Source organism: Streptomyces sp. NPDC058646, from assembly GCF_042716875.1.
GTDB lineage: Bacteria > Actinomycetota > Actinomycetes > Streptomycetales > Streptomycetaceae > Streptomyces.
This window is the reverse complement of record NZ_JBHXRK010000038.1, coordinates 1-21,559: the sequence shown is the minus strand read 5'-3', so window position 1 is coordinate 21,559 and position 21,559 is coordinate 1. Positions and strand designations below refer to the sequence as shown.

At 72.3% G+C, this 21,559-nt stretch carries 24 protein-coding genes and 1 pseudogene; 19 read left to right on the top strand and 6 right to left on the bottom strand.

Annotated elements, in window-relative coordinates:
* Positions 1–213: 213 nt before the first annotated feature.
* Positions 214–864: pseudogene (gene cofC / locus ACFWUZ_RS32485) on the bottom strand (2-phospho-L-lactate guanylyltransferase); the annotation flags it as partial.
* 190 nt (positions 865–1,054) lie between these two features.
* On the opposite strand from cofC, the gene ACFWUZ_RS32480 reads away from it, so the two are divergent.
* Genes ACFWUZ_RS32480 through ACFWUZ_RS32470 form a run of 3 tightly spaced genes read left to right on the top strand, consistent with a single transcriptional unit; the run spans position 1,055 to position 4,011 of the window.
* The gene (locus ACFWUZ_RS32480) at positions 1,055–1,807 is read left to right on the top strand and encodes a lysophospholipid acyltransferase family protein (protein ID WP_384381086.1); all 753 of its coding nucleotides are present in this window, start codon (positions 1,055–1,057) and stop codon (positions 1,805–1,807) included.
* Entirely contained in the window at positions 1,804–2,814 is a 1,011-nt protein-coding gene (locus ACFWUZ_RS32475) for an NAD(P)H-dependent glycerol-3-phosphate dehydrogenase (RefSeq protein ID WP_384381084.1), read from the top strand. Before ACFWUZ_RS32480 ends, ACFWUZ_RS32475 begins: the two co-directional genes overlap by 4 nt.
* Positions 2,815–2,853: 39 nt before the next feature.
* Positions 2,854–4,011, top strand: a complete 1,158-nt coding sequence (locus tag ACFWUZ_RS32470) for a D-alanine--D-alanine ligase family protein (protein WP_384381082.1) — start codon at positions 2,854–2,856, stop codon at positions 4,009–4,011.
* Between the two features lie 78 nt (positions 4,012–4,089).
* Here the strand turns inward: ACFWUZ_RS32470 and ACFWUZ_RS32465 are convergent, their stop codons facing one another.
* Positions 4,090–4,581, bottom strand: a complete 492-nt coding sequence (locus tag ACFWUZ_RS32465) for a DUF3515 domain-containing protein (RefSeq protein WP_384381080.1) — start codon at positions 4,579–4,581, stop codon at positions 4,090–4,092.
* Between the two features lie 23 nt (positions 4,582–4,604).
* Positions 4,605–4,838 carry an Lrp/AsnC family transcriptional regulator gene (locus ACFWUZ_RS32460; RefSeq protein ID WP_030028650.1) on the bottom strand — a complete coding sequence of 78 codons (234 nt, stop codon included), beginning with the start codon at positions 4,836–4,838 and terminating at the stop codon, positions 4,605–4,607.
* A 245-nt stretch (positions 4,839–5,083) separates the two neighbouring features.
* Between ACFWUZ_RS32460 and ACFWUZ_RS32455 the strand changes: the two genes are divergently transcribed.
* Together ACFWUZ_RS32455 and thiD are read left to right on the top strand one after the other, a co-directional pair.
* Positions 5,084–6,067: a thiamine-phosphate kinase gene (locus ACFWUZ_RS32455; protein ID WP_384381077.1), complete on the top strand. Its 984-nt coding sequence runs from the start codon at positions 5,084–5,086 to the stop codon at positions 6,065–6,067.
* Positions 6,064–6,864, top strand: a complete 801-nt coding sequence (gene thiD / locus ACFWUZ_RS32450) for a bifunctional hydroxymethylpyrimidine kinase/phosphomethylpyrimidine kinase (RefSeq protein WP_384381074.1) — start codon at positions 6,064–6,066, stop codon at positions 6,862–6,864. The genes ACFWUZ_RS32455 and thiD overlap by 4 nt, the downstream gene beginning before the upstream one ends.
* An 88-nt stretch (positions 6,865–6,952) precedes the next feature.
* On the opposite strand, the gene rpmB is transcribed toward thiD, so the two are convergent.
* Positions 6,953–7,138 (bottom strand): 50S ribosomal protein L28, encoded by a 186-nt coding sequence (gene rpmB, locus ACFWUZ_RS32445; RefSeq protein WP_073911113.1) that lies wholly within the window; start codon positions 7,136–7,138, stop codon positions 6,953–6,955.
* Between the two features lie 243 nt (positions 7,139–7,381).
* Between rpmB and ACFWUZ_RS32440 the strand changes: the two genes are divergently transcribed.
* From ACFWUZ_RS32440 to mutM, 9 genes are all read left to right on the top strand, one after another.
* A complete protein-coding gene (locus ACFWUZ_RS32440) occupies positions 7,382–9,055 on the top strand; it encodes a DAK2 domain-containing protein (RefSeq protein ID WP_384381071.1) in 1,674 nt (557 codons plus the stop codon).
* 37 nt (positions 9,056–9,092) lie between these two features.
* Positions 9,093–11,291: an ATP-dependent DNA helicase RecG gene (recG, locus tag ACFWUZ_RS32435; protein WP_384381068.1), complete on the top strand. Its 2,199-nt coding sequence runs from the start codon at positions 9,093–9,095 to the stop codon at positions 11,289–11,291.
* Between the two features lie 94 nt (positions 11,292–11,385).
* Positions 11,386–11,964 (top strand): 16S rRNA (guanine(966)-N(2))-methyltransferase RsmD, encoded by a 579-nt coding sequence (rsmD, locus tag ACFWUZ_RS32430; RefSeq protein ID WP_384381065.1) that lies wholly within the window; start codon positions 11,386–11,388, stop codon positions 11,962–11,964.
* A gap of 29 nt (positions 11,965–11,993) precedes the next feature.
* Entirely contained in the window at positions 11,994–12,473 is a 480-nt protein-coding gene (gene coaD, locus ACFWUZ_RS32425; protein WP_384381134.1) for a pantetheine-phosphate adenylyltransferase, read from the top strand.
* 103 nt (positions 12,474–12,576) lie between these two features.
* The gene (locus ACFWUZ_RS32420; protein ID WP_384381062.1) at positions 12,577–13,689 is read left to right on the top strand and encodes a DivIVA domain-containing protein; all 1,113 of its coding nucleotides are present in this window, start codon (positions 12,577–12,579) and stop codon (positions 13,687–13,689) included.
* Between the two features lie 125 nt (positions 13,690–13,814).
* The gene (locus tag ACFWUZ_RS32415) at positions 13,815–14,483 is read left to right on the top strand and encodes a YceD family protein (protein WP_384381059.1); all 669 of its coding nucleotides are present in this window, start codon (positions 13,815–13,817) and stop codon (positions 14,481–14,483) included.
* A 2-nt stretch (positions 14,484–14,485) separates the two neighbouring features.
* Entirely contained in the window at positions 14,486–14,659 is a 174-nt protein-coding gene (rpmF, locus tag ACFWUZ_RS32410; protein WP_003965982.1) for a 50S ribosomal protein L32, read from the top strand.
* A 19-nt stretch (positions 14,660–14,678) separates the two neighbouring features.
* A complete protein-coding gene (rnc, locus tag ACFWUZ_RS32405; protein WP_384381056.1) occupies positions 14,679–15,485 on the top strand; it encodes a ribonuclease III in 807 nt (268 codons plus the stop codon).
* Positions 15,486–15,644: 159 nt separating this feature from the next.
* Entirely contained in the window at positions 15,645–16,514 is an 870-nt protein-coding gene (mutM, locus tag ACFWUZ_RS32400) for a bifunctional DNA-formamidopyrimidine glycosylase/DNA-(apurinic or apyrimidinic site) lyase (protein ID WP_384381053.1), read from the top strand.
* Here mutM and ACFWUZ_RS32395 read toward each other — a convergent pair.
* Positions 16,487–16,891 (bottom strand): winged helix-turn-helix transcriptional regulator, encoded by a 405-nt coding sequence (locus ACFWUZ_RS32395; protein WP_384381050.1) that lies wholly within the window; start codon positions 16,889–16,891, stop codon positions 16,487–16,489. The two genes, mutM and ACFWUZ_RS32395, sit on opposite strands and share 28 nt — an antisense overlap.
* Positions 16,892–17,019: 128 nt before the next feature.
* On the opposite strand from ACFWUZ_RS32395, the gene ACFWUZ_RS32390 reads away from it, so the two are divergent.
* Positions 17,020–17,619: a flavodoxin family protein gene (locus ACFWUZ_RS32390; RefSeq protein WP_384381132.1), complete on the top strand. Its 600-nt coding sequence runs from the start codon at positions 17,020–17,022 to the stop codon at positions 17,617–17,619.
* Positions 17,620–17,623: 4 nt separating this feature from the next.
* Here the strand turns inward: ACFWUZ_RS32390 and ACFWUZ_RS32385 are convergent, their stop codons facing one another.
* On the bottom strand, positions 17,624–17,980 hold the full coding sequence (locus ACFWUZ_RS32385) for a CAP domain-containing protein (RefSeq protein WP_384381047.1): 357 nt from the start codon (positions 17,978–17,980) through the stop codon (positions 17,624–17,626).
* 40 nt (positions 17,981–18,020) lie between these two features.
* Between ACFWUZ_RS32385 and ACFWUZ_RS32380 the strand changes: the two genes are divergently transcribed.
* The 4 genes from ACFWUZ_RS32380 to ACFWUZ_RS32365 all read left to right on the top strand — a co-directional run.
* Positions 18,021–18,404, top strand: coding sequence for a hypothetical protein (locus ACFWUZ_RS32380; protein ID WP_384381044.1), 384 nt, complete (start codon positions 18,021–18,023; stop codon positions 18,402–18,404).
* Positions 18,405–18,723: 319 nt separating this feature from the next.
* Positions 18,724–19,005 (top strand): acylphosphatase, encoded by a 282-nt coding sequence (locus ACFWUZ_RS32375; protein WP_384381041.1) that lies wholly within the window; start codon positions 18,724–18,726, stop codon positions 19,003–19,005.
* Positions 19,006–19,354: 349 nt separating this feature from the next.
* Positions 19,355–19,570 carry a hypothetical protein gene (locus ACFWUZ_RS32370; RefSeq protein ID WP_031144198.1) on the top strand — a complete coding sequence of 72 codons (216 nt, stop codon included), beginning with the start codon at positions 19,355–19,357 and terminating at the stop codon, positions 19,568–19,570.
* A 162-nt stretch (positions 19,571–19,732) separates the two neighbouring features.
* The coding region (locus ACFWUZ_RS32365; RefSeq protein WP_384381037.1) for a chromosome segregation SMC family protein at positions 19,733–21,559 on the top strand (1,827 nt) is incomplete at its 3' end.

The following is a 21,559-nucleotide window of genomic DNA, read 5'->3' as shown; positions in this document are numbered from 1 at the left end:
GGCGGATCAGAAGGTCTGCAGCGTGACCAGGGTGATGCGCAGGTCCGCGCCCGCGCCGTCCGTCTCGATCCGCACCCGCTGCCCCGGGCGCAGCAGCCGCAGGCCGCCCGCGTCGAAGGCCGGGGCCCCGAAGGACACCGGGGTGCCGTCGTCCAGCAGCACACTGCCGCTGCGGGTCTGGGAGTCGTACGTGTACGCGGTCGCCTGCATACCGGCACTGTATCGGGCCGTGTGAAGGCCCACCCCGAGGGAGAGCGCCGTCCGCAGGTCCGTCGCCGTGTCCACGTCCTGGCGCACGCTGTCGACGCCCGACAGGACGATTTCCACCGCCCCCGAGGCGGAATGCCGGGCCCGGGAGGGCCCGCCGAACGAGGGTGTCAATTCGGCATCCGGAGCGGCGGAAAGCAACGTCGTCCCGATTCCGGCGGCATCCGTCAGAAATGCCCGGGGAAATGCCGCGGCGTTTTCGAGCACCCGTTGCAATTCCGTCGGCCGCAGGGCGGGCAGATCCGCGTTCATCGCGGCCACCGCCGAGGCGGGCCGGACAGCGCGCACCGTCCGCGCCCCGTGGGCCACCGCCGCGTTGAGCCCCGCCCCCGGGGCGTCCGGGACGATCCGTGCCCCCAGCCGGGACAGTTCCGCCCGCGCCACGGCGTCGTCCGTGACGACCACCACATCCGCGACCGCCGCGCAGGCCAGAGCCCCTGCCACGGTGTCCTGCGCGAAGGCCAGGGCGAGCCCCGGACGGGACGCGCCGACGGCAGCGGCGAGGCGGCTCTTGGCCATCGCCAGCGGCTTCAGCGGGACCACCAGGGTCCAGACGGCGTTCGTGGCCCTCCCCTTCCCTCCACCGCGCTCCGGCACGGCCTTGTGCCATGGTCAGGTCATGGCCCGGTCATGTGTCGGCCCATTGTCGCCTCCGGCCGGGCCGCCCGGGGGCCCGGTGTCCTGAGCGGGGCGTACGGTGTCCTCGACAGAGACCGGGCCTCAAGCGAGACTTGTCCGGCCGAGGAGGTGCCCAAGCCGCGCACCGGTCCTAGAGGAAGGTGTCCGAGTGTCCCGCCGCAGAATCGGCTTCTGGTACCGCCTCGCGGCGGTCATCGCGAAACCGCCGCTGGTAGTGCTCTTCAAGCGGGACTGGCGGGGAATGGAGCACATTCCGGCCGAGGGCGGCTTTATCACCGCCGTCAATCACAACTCGTATCTGGACCCGCTCTCCTACGCGCACTTCCAGTACAACACCGGCCGGGTGCCCCGATTGCTCGCGAAGGCCGCCCTCTTCAAGGTCCCCATTGTCGGAGCGATCCTGCACGGATCCGGACAGATCCCGGTCTACCGGGAGAGCACCAACGCCCTGGACGCATTCCGGGCCGCGGTGGAGGCGATCGGGCGGGGCGAATGCGTGGCCTTCTACCCGGAAGGCACCCTCACCCGTGACCCGGACATGTGGCCGATGGCGGGCAAGACCGGCGCCGCCCGCGTCGCGCTGATCACCCGGGCCCCGGTCGTCCCGGTGGCCCAGTGGGGCGCGAACCTCGCGATGCCGCCCTACGCCAAGCAGGACAAGCTCCGGCTCTTCCCGCGCAAGACCCTCCAGGTGCTCGCCGGACCGCCGGTGGACCTCTCGGCCTTCTACGACCGGGAACCCACCCCGGAGGTCCTCAGGGAGGCCACCGAGGTCATCATGGCGGCCATCACCGGGCTGCTGGAGGAAGTGCGGGGCGAGACCGCGCCCGCGCAGCCGTACGACCATCGCAAGGCCAGGGAGCAGCAGCGGCGCAAGGCCGCAGGGGAGGGCAAGAAGTGACACGCGCCGTCAAGGCCACCGTCTTCGGAACCGGCTCGTGGGGCACGGCCTTCGCCATCGTGCTGGCCGACGCCGGCTGCGAGGTGACCCTCTGGGGCCGCCGCCAGGAGCTGGTGGACGCCATCAACACCGGGCGGACGAACCCGGACTACTTCCCCGACGTCGAACTGCCGGCGGGCATCCGCGCCACCACCGACCCGGCAGAGGCCGCGGCCGGCGCCGACTTCACGGTCCTCGCCGTCCCCTCCCAGACCCTGCGCGGCAACCTCGCCGCCTGGGCGCCCCTGCTGGCCCCCGACACCGTGCTCGTCTCCCTGATGAAGGGCATCGAACTCGGCACCGCCAAGCGGATGAGCGAGGTCATCGAGGAGGTGGCCAAGGTCCCCGCCGAGCGCGTCGCCGTCGTCACCGGCCCCAACCTGGCCCGCGAGATCGCCGCCCGGCAGCCCGCCGCCTCCGTGGTCGCCTGCGTGGACGAGGACCTGGCCCGGCGCCTCCAGGCCGCCTGCCACACCCCGTACTTCCGCCCGTACACGAGCACCGACGTCATCGGCTGCGAACTCGGCGGCGCGGTCAAGAACGTCATCGGGCTCGCCGTCGGCATCGCGGACGGCATGGGGCTGGGCGACAACACCAAGGGCTCCCTCATCACCCGCGGGCTCGCCGAAGCGACCCGGCTGGGCGTGGCGATGGGCGCCGACCCGCTCACCTTCTCCGGTCTCGCGGGCCTCGGCGACCTCGTCGCCACCTGCTCCTCACCGCTCTCCCGGAACCACACCTTCGGCACCAACCTCGGCCGGGGCATGACCCTGGAGGAGACCATCGCGGTCACCAAGCAGACCGCCGAAGGGGTCAAGTCCTGCCAGTCGGTGGCGGATCTGGCCCGGCGCCACGGGGTCGACATGCCTATCACCGACACGGTGGTGGACATCGTCCACCACGGCAAGCCCACCCTGGTCGCGCTCAAGGAACTGATGGGGCGCAGCGCCAAACCGGAACGGCACTGACTCCGATCCGGACGTCTGAGCGGGTACTCTCGTGGCGATATGAGCAGCGAGAACCTCCCCCAGACCCCTGAGCAGCAGGGCCGCAAGCCCCGCGTGGCCGTCGTGTTCGGCGGCCGCAGCTCGGAACACGCCATCTCGGTCGTCACCGCGGGCGCCGTGCTGCGCTCCATCGACCGCTCCAAGTACGAGGTGCTGCCCATCGGCATCACCACGGACGGCCGGTGGGCGCTGACCGCCGACGAGCCCGCGCGGATGGCCATCCTCGACCGCCGGCTGCCGGACGTCGGGCAGCTGGCGGACTCCGAGGAGGGCTCCGTCGTGCTGTCGGTCGACCCCGCCAACCGCGAGGTCGTCTACACCGAGCCGGGCGCCGTCCCCAAGGCCCTGGGCGAGGTCGACGTCGTCTTCCCCGTGCTCCACGGCCCCTACGGCGAGGACGGCACCCTGCAGGGCTTCCTGGAGCTCTCCGGCATCCCGTACGTCGGCTCGGGCGTCCTCGCCTCGGCCGTCGGCCAGGACAAGGACTACATGAAGCGGGTGTTCACCTCCTTCGGGCTGCGCGTCGGCCCGTACGTGACCGTCCGCCCCCGCGAATGGGAAGCCGACCGGGACGCCGCCCGGGGCAGGATCCTGGACTTCGCCGCCGAGCACGGCTGGCCGCTGTTCATCAAGCCCGCCCGCGCCGGTTCCTCCATCGGCATCACCAAGGTGGACGACGTGTCCGGCCTGGACGCCGCCGTCGAGGAGGCCCGCCGCCACGACCCGAAGATCATCGTGGAGGCGCTGCTGCGCGGCCGCGAGATCGAGTGCGGGGTCCTGGAGTTCGAGGACGGCCCGCGCGCGAGCGCGCCCGCCGAGATCCCGCCGGTATCCAGCCACGACTTCTACGACTTCGAGGCGAAGTACATCGACTCCGCTTCCGGGATCGTGCCCGCCCCGCTCACCCCGGAGCAGACCGCCGAGGTGCAGAAGCTCGCGATCGAGGCCTTCGACGCGGCCTCCTGCGAGGGCCTGGTGCGCGCCGACTTCTTCCTCACGGAGGACGGCACCTTCGTGATCAACGAGATCAACACCATGCCGGGCTTCACGCCGATCTCCATGTACCCGCGCATGTGGCAGGAGACGGGCATCGAGTACCCCGAGCTGGTGGACCGCCTCATCCAGGCGGCGCTGCGCCGCTCCACCGGGCTGCGCTAGCGAGAGCCGGTCCTCCGGCACACGACGTACCCACGGCCGACCGCCCGCCGGGATTCCCGGCGGGCGGTCGCTGTGGGTTCAGTACGAGGAGATGCCTTCCGGCACGGTCCGGGCGATCGCGGCGGACAGCCCGACCAGCATCCCCGCATCCGTGGCATGCTCCTCGTCGACCAGGACCTCCGTGTACGCCACCCGCATCCCCGTGATGAACCGGAACCCCCCGTCACCGGTCTTCTGCAGCAGCCAGGACACGTCGTCGACCTGAACGCCGTCCTGCTCCGGATCCGTCATCTCGGGGGGCTTGGGGATACCGCACCGCAGTACGATCGCCGAGCCGCCCCACGCGGCCGTCAGATCGGACTCCGGTGCGGTAGGGGTCCGCGCCAGGCCGGCCACCGTCTCCGGGAGCTCCCCGTGCAGTGCTGCACAGAGCCCCGCGACGTCGGCGGGCGGCGTGGGCGGAGGGTCCACCCGGGCCTGGGAACCGCCCGGGGTACAGCCCGCGAGGGCCGCAACGGCCATCGCGGTGGGCATGGCCAGCAGACGCAGGGGCCGGCGGTGGAGGGACATCACCGGCCAAGAGTAGACGGGGGCTACAGATGGACCACCGGGCAGGTCAAGGTGCGGGTGATCCCCTCCACCTGCTGGACCTTGGCGACGACCATGCGGCCGAGCTCGTCCACGGTGTCGGCCTGGGCGCGCACGATCACGTCGTACGGGCCCGTCACGTCCTCGGCCTGGATCACCCCCGGGATCTGCCCGATGGACTCGGCGACGAACGACGCCTTGCCCACCTCGGTCTGGATAAGGATGTACGCCTGTACCACGGAACCTCCAGGGCGGCCACGAGGATCATTTCCCCTAATCTTCGGGTGGACCCCACACGATGGACAGGGCCGGGGGAAGAAGGGACGCCACGGTACCGCGTCGCCGCGCGCCGCGGGGAGACCCCTGGGCGAGGCGCCGCGCACGGCGAGGCGTACGGAGAGCAGAAGTTGACGTATCTGTTGACGGTACCCAGAGCTGTGACGGCTCGCGACCGCAAGCGGACTGGGCAAGAAGGGGCACAGCGATGAAGGGCACTGTGGGCGAGCTGGGGGAGTTCGGGCTCATTCGTGAACTCACCTCACGGCTCACCACCACCCCGGCGGTCCGGCTCGGACCGGGCGACGACGCCGCGGTGGTGTCGGCCCCCGACCGCCGGGTCGTGGCCAGCACGGACATCCTGCTGGAGGGGCGGCACTTCCGGCGCGACTGGTCCACGGCCTACGACGTCGGCCGCAAGGCCGCCGCGCAGAACCTCGCCGACATCGCCGCCATGGGCGCGGTGCCGACCGCGCTCCTGCTCGGCCTGGTCGTCCCGGCCGAGCTGCCGGTCACCTGGCCCACCGAGCTGATGGACGGCATCCGCGACGAGTGCCAGGTCGCCGGCGCGGCCGTGGTCGGCGGCGACGTGGTCCGCGGGGACACCATCACCGTGGCGATCACCGCCCTCGGCGACCTGCGCAACCACGAACCCGTCCTGCGCTCCGGCGCCCAGCCCGGGGACGTCGTGGCCGTCACCGGCTGGCTGGGCTGGTCCGCCGCGGGCTTCGCCGTGCTCTCGCGCGGCTTCCGCTCCCCGCGGGCCTTCGTCGAGGCCCACCGGCGGCCCGAGCCGCCGTACCACGCGGGCCCCGCGGCCGCCGGGCTGGGCGCCACCGCCATGACCGACGTCAGCGACGGCCTGATCGCCGACCTCGGCCACATCGCCGAGGCCAGCAAGGTGCGGATCGACCTGCGCACGGCGGCCGTCGACATCCCGACGCAGATGCACGACATCGGGCAGGCCGTCGGTGTGGACCCGCTGCAGTGGGTGCTCACCGGGGGAGAGGACCACGCGATCGTGGCGACCTTCCCGCCCGACGTGAAGCTGCCGGCCCGCTGGAAGGTCATCGGCGAGGTGCTGAACCGCTCCGCCCTGCCCCAGGTGACGGTGGACGGCGCCCCCTGGGCCAGCACCGGAGGCTGGGACCACTTCGGGGCCGACCCGGTCCCCGAGGAGAACCCCCGGTGAGCGGAGCCCCGCCGCTGTGCCTGACCGTCGCCGGATCCGACTCCGGCGGCGGCGCGGGCATCCAGGCCGACCTGAAGACCATGATGGCGCTCGGCGTCCACGGCATGAGCGTCGTGACCGCCGTGACCGCGCAGAACTCCCTCGGGGTACGCGGAACCTGGGAGCTGCCCGCCGAAGCGGTGACGGCCCAGTACAGGGCCGTGGTGGACGACATCGGCGTACGGGCGGTCAAGACCGGCATGCTCTCCTCCGCCGTCCTGGTGGAGACGGTGGCCGCCCTGCTGGCCACCACCGCCGCCCCGGCCGTCGTGGACCCCGTGGGCGTCTCCAAGCACGGGGACGCGCTGCTCGCCGCCTCCGCGCTGGACGCCGTACGCAAGGAGCTGCTGCCGCGGGCCACGGTGGCCACGCCGAACCTCGACGAGGTGGCGCAGCTCACGGGCCTGGCCGTGGAGACCGAGGACGACATGCGGCGGGCCGCCGACGCGATCCTCGGGTACGGGCCGCAGTGGGTGCTCATCAAGGGCGGGCACCTGGCGGCCCACGGGGACGAGGCCGTGGACCTGCTGACCGACGGGACCGAGGAGCGGTGGCTGCGGGCGCCGCGCCACGACAACCGGCACACCCACGGCACGGGCTGCACCCTCGCCAGCGCCGTCGCGGCGGGCCTGGCGAAGGGACTGGACGTCCCGGAGGCCGTCACGGCCGCCAAGGAGTACGTCACGGGGGCCATAGCCGCCGGCTTCGCGCTCGGCGGGGGCATCGGCCCGGTGGATCACGCCTGGCGGTACCGCTGACCCCCGCCGGACAAGGCAAAAGGCCGGTTCACCAGAGGTGAACCGGCCTTTTTGGCAACCGGAAAGGGCTGCGCTACGACGGGAGGCGTCAGCGCGAGACCTTGCCGGCCTTGATGCACGAGGTGCAGGCGTTGAGGCGCTTCGGCGTCCCATTGACCACGGCACGGACGCGCTGGATGTTCGGGTTCCAGCGACGCGAGGTGCGGCGGTGCGAGTGGGAGATGCTGTTGCCGAAGCTCGGCCCCTTGGCGCAAACGTCGCAGTTGGCAGCCACAGGTCACTCCAAAGACTTCAGATGCACTTACAGTGAAACCGGCGCACCGGAATCAGAGATCTGAAGTGGTTTGCCGGGGGGATTGGCCCGACTCTCATCGGGCAACCGGAGCAGCATACAACGACTGCGTCCGTCCAAGAAAACTACCATGACCGCCGCTGCCCCCCGCCCCGCGGTCCGGACGCCCGGGCGGTCCTTCGTTACCCTGCGGTGAACCCTGGCCCGCACAAGGAGGAACGCCCGGTGCCGCACGAGCCCCAGCCGCAGCCCCCAGCCGAGCTCGACGCCGAAGCGGTGCGCACCTGGAGCTCACTGGCCGTGGCCGCACTGGGCCGGGCCCGCGAGGACATCGACGCGATCAACGTCTACCCGGTGGCCGACGCCGACACCGGCACCAACCTCTACCTGACCGCCGAATCGGCCGACCGCGCGCTGACCGAGACCCTCCACGGCGCGCCGGGCCGCCCCGACGGCGTGGCCGACGCCACAGTGCCGGCCTCCCTCTCCGAGGCCGTACGCGCCTACGCGCACGGAGCGCTCCTCGGGGCCCGCGGCAACTCCGGCACCATCCTGGCCCAGCTGCTGCGCGGTGTGGCCGACGTCCTCGGCGACGAACCCGCCGGACGCGGGCCCGGCCGGCTGCTGGCCCAGGCGCTGACCCGGGCCGCGGAATCGGCCTACGAGGCCGTCGCGCATCCGGTGGAGGGCACCATGCTCACCGTCGCCACCGCCGCCGCCCGGGCCGGTGAGGGGGCCGCGGTCGCCGCCGGGACCGCGGTGGACGTGGCCCGCGCCGCCTACGACGGTGCCCGCACCGCCCTGGCCGAGACCCCGGGGCAGCTGGCCGTCCTGGGCCGGGCGGGGGTGGTCGACGCGGGGGGCTGCGGGCTGGTCGCCGTCCTCGGGGCCCTGTGGCAGGCCCTGTCCGGACAGGAGCCCGCCGCCGAGGCGGTGCGCGGCCGGGCCGTGCCCGTGCCGCAGCCGCCGGAACCCTGTGCGCAGGAGCAGGACGGGCCCGCGTACGAGGTGATCTACCTGCTGGAGGCCTCCGACGCGGCCGTCGGGGAGCTGCGCAGGCGGCTCGACGGGCTCGGCGACTCCCTCGTCGTCGTCGGCGGCGACGGGCTGTGGAACGTCCACGTCCATGTCGACGACCCCGGCGCGGCCGTGGAGGCCGGAGTGGTCGCCGGGCGGCCGTACCGGATACGCATCACCCACTTCGGCGACGAGCGGCGCCGGGCCCGCGGCGAGCGCACCCAGCGGGCCGTGGTCGCCGTCGTCCCGGGCGAGGGGCTGGCCGGGCTCTGCGGTGACGCGGGCGCCACCACCGTGCTCGTCCGCGCCGGGGAGCTGCCGGCCGTCGCCGAGCTGCTCGATGCCGTCCGGCGCGCGCACGCCCGCGAAGTGGTGCTGCTGCCCGGCGCGGTGGAGCTGCGCGCGGTCGCGGCCGCGGCGGCCGAGCAGGCCCGTGCCGACGGCGTGCGCGTGGCCGTGATCCCCACCCGGTCGCCGGTCCAGGGCCTGGCCGCCCTCGCCGTGCACGACCCGGACGGCAGCTTCGACGAGGACGTGGTCGCCATGACCGCGGCCGCCGGAGCCACCCGCTACGGGGAACTGGCCGTCGCCGAACGCCAGTCCTTCACCTCCGCCGGCATCTGCCAGGCCGGCGACGTGCTCGGGCTCATCGACGGCGACGTCGCCGTCATCGGCACAGGCCTGACCGAGACCGCGGAGGCCGTCCTGGACCGGATGCTCGGCTCGGGCGGCGAACTCGTCACGCTGGTCCTGGGACCCGAGGTGCCGGACGCCCTCGCCGAGCGCCTGGAGGCGTACGTCCAGCACGGGCACCTCGCCGTGGACACCGTCACCTACCACGGCGGCCGGTACTCGGCGCCGCTGCTCATCGGGGTGGAATAAGGGTCGGGAGCGGGGCTTGTCGGCGCCATGGTGTGCAATGGAACACGTGCCCGCGCTCGACGAAGACCTCAAGAAGACCCTCGGCCCCGCCACCGCCAAGGTGCTGGCCGAACAGCTCGGCCTGCACACGGCCCTGGACCTCCTGCACCACTACCCGCGGCGGTACGCGGAGCGCGGCGAGCTGACCCCGCTGGCCGAGCTGGCCGACCAGCTCGACGAGCACGTGACGGTCGTCGCCCAGGTCGCAGACGCCCGGATCCTGACCTTCAACGGCGGGCGCGGCAGACGCCTGGAGGTCACCATCACCGACGGCAGCGGCCGGCTCCAGCTCGTCTTCTTCGGCGCGGGCGTCCACAAACCGCACAAGGACCTGCTGCCGGGCACCCGCGCGATGTTCGCGGGAAAGGTCGGCCTGTTCAACCGCAAGCTCCAGCTCTCCCACCCGGCCTACGAGCCGCTCGGCGCCGACGCCTCCGACCGCGACGCCGCCACCGCCTTCGCCAACCAGCTCATCCCGATCTACCCGGCCTGCGCCAAGCTGGAGTCCTGGAAGATCGCCAAGTGCGTGGACGCCGTACTGCCCCGCGTCCCGGACGTCGTGGACCCGCTGCCGCCCGCCCTGCGCGACGGCCGCGCCCTGGTCCCCCTCACCGAGGCCCTGCTGAAGATCCACCGGCCGGGCACCAAGGCCGACGTCGAGGACGCCCGCCGGCGCCTGAAGTGGGACGAGGCCTTCGTGCTCCAGGTCGCCCTGGCCCGCCGCCGCCACGCGGACTCCCAGCTCCCGGCCGTACCGCGGCGGCCCGCCCCCGGCGGGCTGCTCGACTCCTTCGACGCCGAACTGCCCTTCACTCTCACCGAGGGCCAGCAGACCGTCTCCAAGGAGATCTTCGACGACCTGGCCACCAGCCACCCCATGCACCGGCTCCTCCAGGGCGAGGTCGGATCGGGCAAGACGCTGGTCGCGCTGCGGGCGATGCTCGCCGTCGTCGACTCCGGGGGACAGGCCGCGATGCTCGCGCCGACCGAGGTGCTCGCCCAGCAGCACCACCGCTCCGTCACCGAGATGATGGGCGAGCTGGCCGAAGGGGGCATGCTCGGCGGCTCCGACCAGGGCACCAAGGTGGTGCTGCTGACCGGCTCGATGGGGACGGCCGCGCGCCGCCGGGCCCTGCTGGACCTGGTCACCGGCGAGGCGGGGATCGTGATCGGCACGCACGCCCTGATCGAGGACAAGGTGCAGTTCCACGACCTCGGCCTGGTCGTCGTCGACGAACAGCACCGCTTCGGCGTGGAACAGCGCGACGCCCTGCGCTCCAAGGGGAAGCAGCCCCCGCACCTGCTGGTGATGACCGCCACCCCGATCCCGCGCACGGTCGCGATGACCGTCTTCGGCGACCTGGAGACCTCCGTCCTCGACCAGCTGCCCGCCGGCCGCTCGCCCATCGCCACCCACGTGGTGCCCGCCAAGGACAAGCCGCACTTCCTGGCCCGTGCCTGGGAACGGGTCCGCGAGGAGGTGGAGAACGGCCACCAGGCGTACGTGGTCTGCCCGCGGATCGGGATCGACGACGAGGCCGGGACCAAGAAGAAGAAGGCCGCCGAGGAGGACGGGGACAAGCGGCCCCCGCTCGCGGTCCTGGAGATCGCCGAGCAGCTCACCCGCGGCCCGCTCGCCGGCCTCGCCGTCGAGGTGCTGCACGGCCGGATGGACCCGGCCGACAAGGACGACGTCATGCGCCGTTTCGCCGCCGGCGAGGTCAAGGTGCTGGTCGCCACGACCGTCATCGAGGTCGGGGTGAACGTCCCGAACTCCACCGTCATGGTGATCATGGACGCGGACCGGTTCGGCGTCTCCCAGCTCCACCAGCTGCGCGGCCGCGTCGGCCGCGGCTCCGCGCCCGGACTGTGCCTGCTGGTCAGCGAGATGCACGAGGCGAGCCCCGCCCGCGCCCGGCTGGCCGCCGTCGCCGCCACCCTCGACGGCTTCGAGCTCTCCCGGATCGACCTGGAACAGCGCCGCGAGGGCGACGTCCTGGGACAGGCCCAGTCGGGAGTGCGCTCCTCGCTGCGCATGCTGGCCGTCATCGAGGACGAGGAGGTCATCGCCCAGGCCCGGGAGGAGGCCGCCCGCGTCGTCGCCGACGACCCCGAGCTGGAGCGGCTGCCGGGCCTGCGGACCGCCCTGGACGCCCTCCTCGACACCGAGCGGGAGCAGTACCTGGAGAAGGGCTGAGCGGTACGACCTATCGTTGGACTTCCGCGGCACCCCCCGCGGCACCCCTCGGCTGCTCCCGGCAGCCCCCGACCGCCGTAGCGAAGGACCCCAGATGACCCGCGTGATCGCCGGAAGCGCCGGCGGGCGACGGCTGTCCGTGCCCCCCGGCACCGGCACCCGGCCGACCTCGGACCGGATGCGCGAAGGCCTCTTCTCCACCTGGGAGTCCCTGCACGGCCTCGAAGGGGCCCGGGTGCTCGACCTCTACGCCGGCTCGGGCGCCGTCGGCCTGGAGGCCCTCTCCCGGGGCGCCGGCCACGCCCTGCTGGTCGAGACCGACCCGAAGGCCGCCCGGTCCATCCGGGACAACATCACGGCGGTGGGGCTGCCCGGCGCCGAGTTCCGGCCCGGCAGGGCGGAGCAGATCGTCGCGGCCCGGCCCGGCGGGGACCCGTACGACGTCGTCTTCCTGGACCCGCCCTACGTCGTCACGCACGACGATCTCCGGGAGATCCTGCTCACACTCCGGTCCAATGGCTGGCTCACCGGCGATGCGCTCGTCACCGTGGAGCGCAGCACCAGGAGCGGTGCCTTCCCGTGGCCGGAGGGCTTCGAGCCGCTCCGGTCGCGGAAGTACGGCGAGGGCACCCTTTGGTACGGTCGCGCCGCCTTCACCAGCGAAGATTCATGATGCCCGCACCGGAGAGCGAGGGACTTCAGTTGCGCCGCGCCGTCTGTCCGGGGTCGTTCGACCCCATCACCAACGGACACCTCGACATCATCGGACGGGCCTCCCGGCTCTACGACGTGGTCCACGTCGCCGTGATGATCAACCAGTCCAAGCAGGGGCTCTTCAGCGTCGAGGAGCGGATCGAGCTGATCCGCGAGGCGACGGCCGACTACGGGAACATCGAGGTCGAGTCCTTCCACGGACTGCTCGTCGACTTCTGCAAGCAGCGGGACATCCCCGCCATCGTCAAGGGCCTGCGCGCCGTCAGCGACTTCGACTACGAACTCCAGATGGCCCAGATGAACATCGGGCTCTCGGGCGTCGAGACGCTGTTCGTGCCGACCAACCCCACGTACAGCTTCCTGTCCTCCTCGCTGGTCAAGGAGGTCGCGGCCTGGGGCGGCGACGTCGCCCACCTGCTGCCCGCGCACGTGCACACGGCGCTGCTGGACCGGTTGCGCAACCGCTGACCGCCTGACGGGCCGTCAGTCGGTGTCGGGGGCCCGTCCGCCGGCCTTACAGTCGTCCCGTCCGTCTCAGGACCCGCCTGAGGCCGAGAGAGTGCGAGCCCCCATGGACGTGCAGAAGAAGCTCGACGAGATCGTCGCGGCCGTCGGCGGCGCCCGGTCCATGCCCATGTCGGCCTCCTGCGTGATCAACCGCGCCGAGCTGCTCGCCCAGCTCGAAGAGGTCCGCCAGGCGCTCCCCGGCTCGCTCGCCCAGGCCCAGGAACTCATCGGCGGCCGCGAGCAGCTGGTCGAGGAGGCCCGCCGGGAGGCGGACCGGATCATCGAGTCCGCGCACAGCCAGCGGGGCTCGCTGATCTCCGACACGGAGATCGCGCGCCGCTCCCAGGCCGAGGCGGACCGGATCCTCGACGAGGCCCGGCGGGAGGCCGAGGAGATCCGGGCCGAGGCCGACGACTACGTCGACAGCAAGCTCGCGAACTTCGAGGTCGTGCTGACCAAGACGATCGGCTCCGTCGACCGCGGCCGGGAGAAGCTGCTGGGCCGCGGGCCCGGCCAGGACGGCTACCCGGAGTACGGGGACGGGGGCGATCCGGACGCACCCGAACGCAGCCACGACCCGCAGGTCCAGCGGCAGCAGGCGGACGCCTACGTGGACACGAAGCTGGCGACCTTCGAGGCGGTGCTCTCCAAGACCCTGGAGGCCGTCGGGCGCGGCCGCCAGAAGCTGCTGGGCCGGGTCCCCTCGGACGACCTCGGCGCGCACATGGCCGCCCAGGACGCGGCGGGGCACTCCTCCCGGTCGGCGAGCGACGCGGACTTCCTGGCGGGGCTGGCGGATCCCGGTCCGGCGGCCCCGGCCCACGCGCCCGTCCCGGCGCAGCCCGGCCCCGTGTACGACGCGTACCCCGGCGCCGGCTCCACCGGGGCGGCCTACGCCGACCAGTACTCCGGGCAGCCGCAGCAGCAGGACGGCTACGCCTACCAGGGCCACCAGGACCCCTACGCCGGCGCGGACGCAGGCTCCGGCGGAGCGGTCTACGCCGCGCCGTACGATCCGCAGCAGCCCGACCCGTACGCGGGCTACCAGCAGCCGGACCCCTACGCGGGGTACCAGCAGCCGCAGCCCCAGCAGCAGCCTGCGCTCGACGAGACCAGCTTCTTCGACACGAGCATGATCGATCTGGACCAGCTGCGCGCCTACGAGCAGGGCCGCTAGCACCGGATTGGGCGCAGAGCGCCCCGGCGGGTATCCTGGCTCTTCGGTCGCGCGTATGCACCGCGGTCCATGCTGCCCGCAAGAGGATCCTCTTCGGCAGCAGAGTGTTCGATCTTCAGCGATCTGTGAAAGCAGGAACGGCCCTGAATACCCGCCTCGACCACCACAACCCCCTCGTGTTCGACACGCACGAGCTGGGTCGGCGTCCTGGTGCCATGCAGCGGCTTTCCCGTGAGATCGCGGCACCGGCGGACCTCGGTCTCGCAGGAGTCATCGGAGTGCCGGAGGGCACCCCGCTGAAGCTCAGCCTCCGCCTGGAGTCGGTCATGGAAGGGGTGCTTGTCACAGGCACCGCCCGTGCATCGGCAACAGGTGAGTGCGTAAGGTGTCTGGAGTCCGTCGAGCGCGAGCTCAAGGCGGACTTCCAGGAGATGTTCTCGTACCCTGACGCCGACGACCGGAGCCGCTCCAAGGCGGAACCGGCCGACGACGCCGAGGACGACGAGGACACGCTCTTCCTCGAGGACGGCTTGTTCGACCTCGAACCCGTGCTGCGCGACGTGGTGGTGCTTGCACTGCCGCTGCAGCCGGTGTGCCGGGAGGACTGTCTCGGACTGTGCCCCGATTGCGGGCTCAGCCTGAACGACGACCCGGACCACCACCATGAAGCCGTCGACATCCGTTGGGCGGCACTGCAAGGACTCGTCGTGACCGATCAGGACGACGAGAAGGACAACATGAGCGGCACTGCCTCTGACGGAGTTCAGGGCGCCGCCGAGAAGCAGGAGAAGTAGCCGTGGCTGTTCCGAAGCGGAAGATGTCGCGCAGCAACACGCGCCACCGCCGGTCGCAGTGGAAGGCTGCGGTCCCCACCCTGGTTTCGTGTGAGCGTTGCCAGGAGCCGAAGCTCCAGCACATTGCGTGCCCGAGCTGCGGCACCTACAACAAGCGCCAGGTCCTCGAGGTCTGAGCGGCTGGTGAGAGGCGCAATGTCTGAGCTGTCCAACGCTGAGAAGCAGGCAGACAGTAACAACGCGGCCTCGTCCCACACGCTTCTGGAAGGGCGGCTCGGGTATCGACTCGAGTCCGCCCTTCTGGTGCGTGCACTGACCCACCGCTCGTACGCGTACGAGAACGGCGGTCTGCCCACCAACGAACGGCTGGAGTTCCTCGGGGACTCCGTGCTGGGCCTGGTGGTCACGGACACGCTGTACACGACCCACCCCGACCTGCCGGAAGGCCAGCTGGCCAAACTGCGGGCCGCGGTGGTCAACTCGCGCGCACTGGCGGAGGTCGGGCGCGGCCTCGAACTCGGCTCCTTCATCCGGCTCGGCCGGGGCGAAGAGGGCACGGGCGGCCGGGACAAGGCCTCCATCCTCGCCGACACCCTTGAAGCGGTGATCGGCGCGGTCTACCTCGACCAGGGCCTCGACGCGGCCTCGGAGCTGGTGCACCGGCTCTTCGACCCGCTCATCGAGAAGTCCTCGAACCTCGGGGCCGGCCTGGACTGGAAAACCAGTCTCCAGGAGCTCACGGCGGCCGAAGGTCTTGGCGTACCGGAATACCTGGTCACCGAGACCGGACCGGACCACGAGAAGACCTTCACAGCTGCCGCTCGCGTCGGTGGTGTCTCGTACGGCACCGGCACCGGCCGCAGCAAGAAGGAAGCGGAGCAGCAGGCGGCGGAATCCGCCTGGCGCGGCATCCGTGCCGCGGCGGACGAACGGATCGCGGCGACAGCCGTGGCCGCCGCCGCTCCGGCCGGGACCGGGGACGTGTCCCCGGACCCGGCCTAGGACGGCGGGGCGCCGGTGCCCGTCGATCCGGCGCCGCACGCCTGACCCTTCCTTCGGGATCTCCCCGCCCGCCCCTGCTCCGGCAGGGGCGGGCGGGCCCGTTTCCGGGCTCGGGTACGCTCGCCGGAGCCTGCTGCCCGCACCTTCCGGAGGAACACCGTGCCCGAGCTGCCCGAAGTCGAAGTGGTGCGGCGGGGGCTGGAGCGATGGGTGGCCGGGCGGACCGTCGAGGCCGTCGAGGTGCTGCACCCGCGGGCCGTCCGGAGGCATCCCGGGGGCGGGGCGGACTTCGCGGCACGGCTCGGCGGGCGGACCTTCGGCGTGCCGCGGCGGCGCGGGAAGTACCTGTGGCTGCCGCTGGAGAGCGGAGACCTGTCCGTGCTCGGGCACCTGGGGATGAGCGGGCAGCTGCTCGTCCAGCCCGAGGGCGCCCCGGACGAGAAGCACCTGCGGATCCGGGTGCGCTTCGCCGACGCCGCCGGGACGGAGCTGCGCTTCGTCGACCAGCGCACCTTCGGCGGGCTCTCGCTGCACGAAACGGTCCCCGACAGCACGGACGGGCTGCCCGACGTCATCGCGCACATCGCGCGCGACCCGCTGGACCCGCTGTTCGACGAGGGCGCCTACCACCTCGCGCTGCGCGCCAAGCGGACCACCGTCAAGCGGGCGCTGCTGGACCAGTCCCTGATCAGCGGGGTCGGCAACATCTACGCCGACGAGGCCCTGTGGCGTGCCCGGCTGCACTACGAGCGCCCCACCGCCGCCCTGACGCGCCCCCGGAGTGCGGAACTCCTCGGCCACGTCCGGGACGTCATGAACGCGGCCCTGGCCGTCGGCGGCACCAGCTTCGACAGCCTCTACGTCAACGTGAACGGGGAGTCGGGCTACTTCGACCGCTCGCTCGACGCCTACGGGCGCGAGGACGAGCCCTGTCGGCGCTGCGGCACGCCGATGCGCCGCCGGCCGTGGATGAACCGGTCGAGCTACTTCTGCCCGCGCTGTCAGAGGCCGCCGCGCGTCCCGTCGTAGGCCTGCCGGGCGCTCAGCACCTGCGGCATGTTCCCCTCCAGGCAGTGGATGAGCGAGAGCAGCCGGTCCGCGACCTCGATACCGAGCGGGGTCAGTTCGTAGTCGACGCGGGGCGGGTTCGTCGGCTGCGCCTCGCGGTTGACGATGCCGTCCCGCTCCAGGGCGTGCAGGGTCTGCGAGAGCATCTTCTCGCTGACGCCCTCCACCCGGCGCCGCAACTCGTTGAAGCGGCAGGGCCCTTCGCGCAGTGCGCCCACGGTGAGGCTGCCCCAGCGGCCGGTGACGTGTTCCAGGGTCTCCCGGGACGGGCAGGCGCGCGCAAAGACATCGAACGAGAGTTCGGTTATGGCGGCTTCGTTGCAGGCGGAGGTCTCCATGAGGGAAGCGTACTCTCAGGTAGCGCTAACCGGCAGGTTGCGCTTTCTAAAAGTTAGTGCTTTTCTTTCTCTCGTCGCACCGCGGCACCAGAACGAACCCCTGAGGGAGAACAGCCATGTCCGCAGCCATGCACGCCCCGGTCGTCTCGATCGCCTACCACTCCGGATTCGGCCACACCGCCGTCGTCGCCGAGGCCGTCCGAGCGGGCGCCGCCGAGGCGGGTGCCACCGTGCACGTGATCAAGGTCGACGAGATCGACGACGCGCAGTGGGAGCTGCTCGACGCGTCCGACGCGATCGTCTTCGGCTCCCCGACCTACATGGGCACCGCCTCGGGTGCGTTCCACGTCTTCGCCGAGGCCACTTCGAAGCGCTGGTTCGGCGACGCGTGGCAGGACAAGGTGGCCGCGGGCTTCACGAACTCCGCGTCCAAGAGCGGCGACAAGCTGCACACCCTGCAGTTCTTCCAGATCCTCGCCGCGCAGCACGGCATGAGCTGGGTGAACCTGGGTCTGAAGCCGGGCTGGAACGCCAGCACCGCCTCCGAGAACGACCTCAACCGCCTCGGCGTCTTCGCCGGCGCCGCGGCCCAGACCAACTCCGACGAGGGCCCGGAAGCCGTCCACAAGGCCGACATCGCGACCGCCGAGCACCTGGGCCGGCGCGTGGCCGAGCACGCCCGCGTCGTGATCGCGGGCCGTGCGGCGCTGTCCTCCGTCGCGGCCTGAGCGACTAGAAGCCGAAGTCCTGGGTCCACCAGGGGCCGCCGGCGGCGAAGTGGGCGCCGACGCCCAGCGTGCGGAACTCGCAGTTGAGGATGTTGGCCTTGTGGCCCGGGCTCTCCATCCAGGCGTTCATCACGGACGGGGCGTCGCCCTGGCCGCGGGCGATGTTCTCGCCGCCGAGACCGGACAGGCCCGCCTGGGCGGCGCGGTCCCACGGGCTGTCCCCGTCGGGGTCGGTGTGGCTGAAGAAGCCCCGGGTGGCCATGTCCACGCTGAAGGCTCCGGCCAGGGCGGCGAGCGGCGGGTTGGCCCGTACGGGACCGCAGCCGGCCTGGGCGCGCGCCTGGTTCACGAGGGTCACCACGGCGGACTCCTCCGCCGAGTGCCCGTCCGAGGGCGCCGGGGTGGAGGGCGCCGGGGTGGAGGGCGCCGGGGTCGAGGGCGCCGGAGCCGGCGGCTTCGGGGGCGCCGGGGCCCTGGTCTTCTGCGGAGCCTCGGCCGGCGGGGACGGCGGGGCGGCCGGCGGCTTGCTCGGCGCCGTGCTCGGCGAAGGCGGGGCCGACGGGCTCGGCGAGGCCGAGGCGGACGGGGAGGCGGAGAGGCTGGGCGAGGCCGAGGCGGACGGGGAGGCGGACGGGCTCGGCGAGGCCGAGGGGGAGGGCGGAGCCGAGGGGGTGCCGGACGGTGAGGAGGCCGGCGCCTCGGGGGTGCGCCCGGAGAGGCCGGCGAGGCCGCCCCGCTCCCGCGCCGAGTTCTCCGGGCTCGGAGAGGCTTTGGCCTCGGTCTGACCGTCGGTGGAGTCGTCCGTACCGCTGACGCCTACATAGGGGAAGGAACCGCCGACCGACAGCATGCCGGTGGTCACGGCCGTCGTCCCGAGGGCCACGGCCACCGCGACGCCGAGCAGGCCGGTGCGCACGGCCGTGGCGTGCCTGCCGCCGCGGCGCGGCGCGGCGTGGAGTCGGTGGCGTCCCATCGGCGTCGTGCCCTTTCTTCCAAGATCATCCTTTACTCACCCAAATGGGTGAGTTCATTGCTGCGCGACTGTACGCCATGGCGCCGGGGGGTGATGCGGCCCGGAAGTGTTTGCCCGGTTAGCGTTCACGCATGAATGAAGATGTCCGCCTGACCGCTTGGGTGCGCGGCCGCGTGCAGGGAGTGGGCTTCCGCTGGTTCACCAGGGCCAACGCCCTGGAGATCGGGGAAGTCGTCGGCTTCGCCCTCAACCTCGACGACGGGCGAGTGCAGGTGGTGGCCGAAGGTCAACGTGAGAATTGCCACCGGCTGCTGGACTGGCTGCGGTCCGCCGACACGCCCGGGAGGGTGGACGGAGTGACAGAGATCTGGGGCACACCGCGCGGTGGCTACGACGGCTTCGCGATCAGGTGACCGATCGGCTGATCATGTACTGATCACACCCTCCGAGGGTCCGCACCTGGTCGGATCTGCGCATTCTCCGCCGACGCGTTGCCGAGGAGGCCGATTCGTGGAAGGCTCGGAGATGAGGATGATCTCGACGCCCCTTGCGAGGACCGGGACGCCCGCCGATACAGGGCGTGATCGTGTTGACCGTCAAACTTTTTGGTGAGACGCTGGAAGCCCCGCGCACCCGAGCTGTTTGGCAGTGTTGGCAGTAGTAAGCGCAGTGACTGACAGTCGCTGCCGGACATCCGCGGGTGCGATTCCCTCACGACCCACACCGCTACGGTCGGTCACTCAATGTGGAGGACCATCCATCATGGCAAAGGCGCTTCTCGGTTACGTCGGCGGTTCCGATCCGCGACTCCTCGCCGAGATGCGACGGCTTCAGCAGCGCGTCCAGGACCTCGAGTCCGAGCTCGTACGGATTCAGTCCGAAAATGACGCGCTGAACGCGGCCGCCGCTCAGCACGGAGACTCGCTGCTGGACAGCATCGACATCGACGTACCCCAGGCGGAGCCTGCGCTCACCTGATCCGCGCTCATTCGTCGCTCTCACATCCAGCCCGCATGATCTGCAAGGGACGCTTCGGCGTCCCTTCTTTCTTGGGCCGGCCGGGGGTCTCCTCCCGTCGACGTCAGTCGTGCCCTGCACCTTCATGGGTGAAACCGGACGCGAAAGGTAGAGTCCGGCGGCGTGCACCTCAAGTCCCTGACCCTGCGTGGCTTCAAGTCCTTTGCATCCGCCACCACCCTGCGCTTCGAACCCGGCATCACCTGTGTCGTGGGACCGAACGGCTCCGGCAAGTCCAACGTGGTGGACGCACTGTCGTGGGTCATGGGCGAGCAGGGCGCCAAATCCCTGCGCGGCGGCAAGATGGAGGACGTCATCTTCGCCGGGACCACCGGGCGTCCGCCCCTCGGCCGCGCCGAGGTGTCCCTGACGATCGACAACTCCGACGGCGCGCTGCCGATCGACTACGCCGAAGTCACCATCACCCGGATCATGTTCCGCGGCGGCAGCAGCGAGTACCAGATCAACGGTGACACCTGCCGCCTGCTCGACATCCAGGAGCTGCTCTCCGACTCCGGCATCGGCCGCGAGATGCACGTCATCGTCGGCCAGGGCCAGCTCGACTCCGTCCTGCACGCCGACCCCATGGGGCGGCGCGCCTTCATCGAGGAGGCGGCCGGCGTCCTCAAGCACCGCAAGCGCAAGGAGAAGGCGCTGCGCAAGCTGGATGCGATGCAGGCCAACCTCGCCCGTGTGCAGGACCTCGGCGACGAGCTGCGCCGCCAGCTCAAGCCCCTGGGACGGCAGGCGGCCGTGGCCCGCCGGGCCGCGGTGATCCAGGCGGACCTGCGGGACGCGCGGCTGCGGCTGCTCGCCGACGACCTGGTCGCGCTGCGCGGAGCCCTCGAAGCGGAGATCGCGGACGAGGCGGCCCTCAAGGAGCGCAAGGAGGCCGCCGAGGCGCAGCTCGGGGCGGCGCAGCGGCGCGAGGCGGAGCTGGAGCAGGCCGTACGGGAGCTCGCGCCACGGCTGAGGCGCGCCCAGCAGACCTGGTACGAGCTGTCGCAGCTCGCCGAACGCGTACGGGGCACCGCGTCCTTGGCGGACGCGCGGGTCAAGAGCGCCTCGGCTCCGGTGGAGGAGGAGCGGCGCGGCCGGGACCCCGAGGAACTGGAGCGGGAGGCCGCCCGGATCCGCGAGCAGGAGGCGGAGCTGACGGCGGCGCTGGAAGCCGCCTCGTACGCCCTGGAGGACACCGCGGCCCACCGGGCGGAGCTGGAACGGGCCCTGGCCGAGGAGGAGCGGCGGCTGCGGGACGCGGCGCGGGCCGTCGCCGACCGGCGCGAGACCCTGGCCCGGCTGACGGGCCGCCTCGGCGCGGCCCGGTCCCGGGCGGCCGGCGCCCAGGCCGAGATCGACCGGCTGGTCGCCGCCCGGGACGAGGCCCGGTCCCGGGCGGCCGCCGCGCAGGAGGAGTACGAGGCCCTCGCCGCGGAGGTCGGGGAGCTGGACGGCGACGCGGCGGCGACGGGGGAGTACGAGGCGGCGCGCGCGGACCTGGCCTCGGCGGAGACCGCACTGGCCGCTGCCCGTGACGCGCTGACGGCCGAGGAGCGGTCGCGGGCGGCGGTGTCGGCGCGGCGTGACGCGCTGGCCCTGGGACTGCGCCGCAAGGACGGCACCGGCGCGCTGCTCGCGGCGCGGGACCGGTTGGCCGGGCTGCTGGGCCCGGCGGCGGAGCGGCTGTCGGTGACCGCGGGGTACGAGGTCGCGGTGGCGGCGGCGCTGGGTTCGGCGGCGGACGCCCTGGCGGTCTCCTCCCCGGCATCGGCCGCCGAGGCGATCCGCCACCTCCGCGAGGCGGATGCGGGCCGCGCCACGTTCCTGGTCGCCCCGGCCGGGGCCGTGGTCCCGGGCCAGGCCCCGGCCCCACCGGCCCCGGCCCCGGCGGCCCCGGCCCCACCGGCCCCGGCCCCGGCGGCCCCGGCCCCACCGGCCCCGGCCCCGGCG

Coding starts and splice junctions, on each gene's coding strand:
- ACFWUZ_RS32470 (WP_384381082.1), top strand. CDS start 2,854: ATGAGCAGCGAGAACCTCCCCCAGACCCCTGAGCAGCAGGGCCGCAAG.
- ACFWUZ_RS32465 (WP_384381080.1), bottom strand. CDS start 4,581: ATGTCCCTCCACCGCCGGCCCCTGCGTCTGCTGGCCATGCCCACCGCG.
- ACFWUZ_RS32455 (WP_384381077.1), top strand. CDS start 5,084: ATGAAGGGCACTGTGGGCGAGCTGGGGGAGTTCGGGCTCATTCGTGAA.
- recG (WP_384381068.1), top strand. CDS start 9,093: ATGGAACACGTGCCCGCGCTCGACGAAGACCTCAAGAAGACCCTCGGC.
- rsmD (WP_384381065.1), top strand. CDS start 11,386: ATGACCCGCGTGATCGCCGGAAGCGCCGGCGGGCGACGGCTGTCCGTG.
- ACFWUZ_RS32420 (WP_384381062.1), top strand. CDS start 12,577: ATGGACGTGCAGAAGAAGCTCGACGAGATCGTCGCGGCCGTCGGCGGC.
- rnc (WP_384381056.1), top strand. CDS start 14,679: ATGTCTGAGCTGTCCAACGCTGAGAAGCAGGCAGACAGTAACAACGCG.
- ACFWUZ_RS32395 (WP_384381050.1), bottom strand. CDS start 16,891: ATGGAGACCTCCGCCTGCAACGAAGCCGCCATAACCGAACTCTCGTTC.
- ACFWUZ_RS32390 (WP_384381132.1), top strand. CDS start 17,020: ATGCACGCCCCGGTCGTCTCGATCGCCTACCACTCCGGATTCGGCCAC.
- ACFWUZ_RS32375 (WP_384381041.1), top strand. CDS start 18,724: ATGAATGAAGATGTCCGCCTGACCGCTTGGGTGCGCGGCCGCGTGCAG.
- ACFWUZ_RS32370 (WP_031144198.1), top strand. CDS start 19,355: ATGGCAAAGGCGCTTCTCGGTTACGTCGGCGGTTCCGATCCGCGACTC.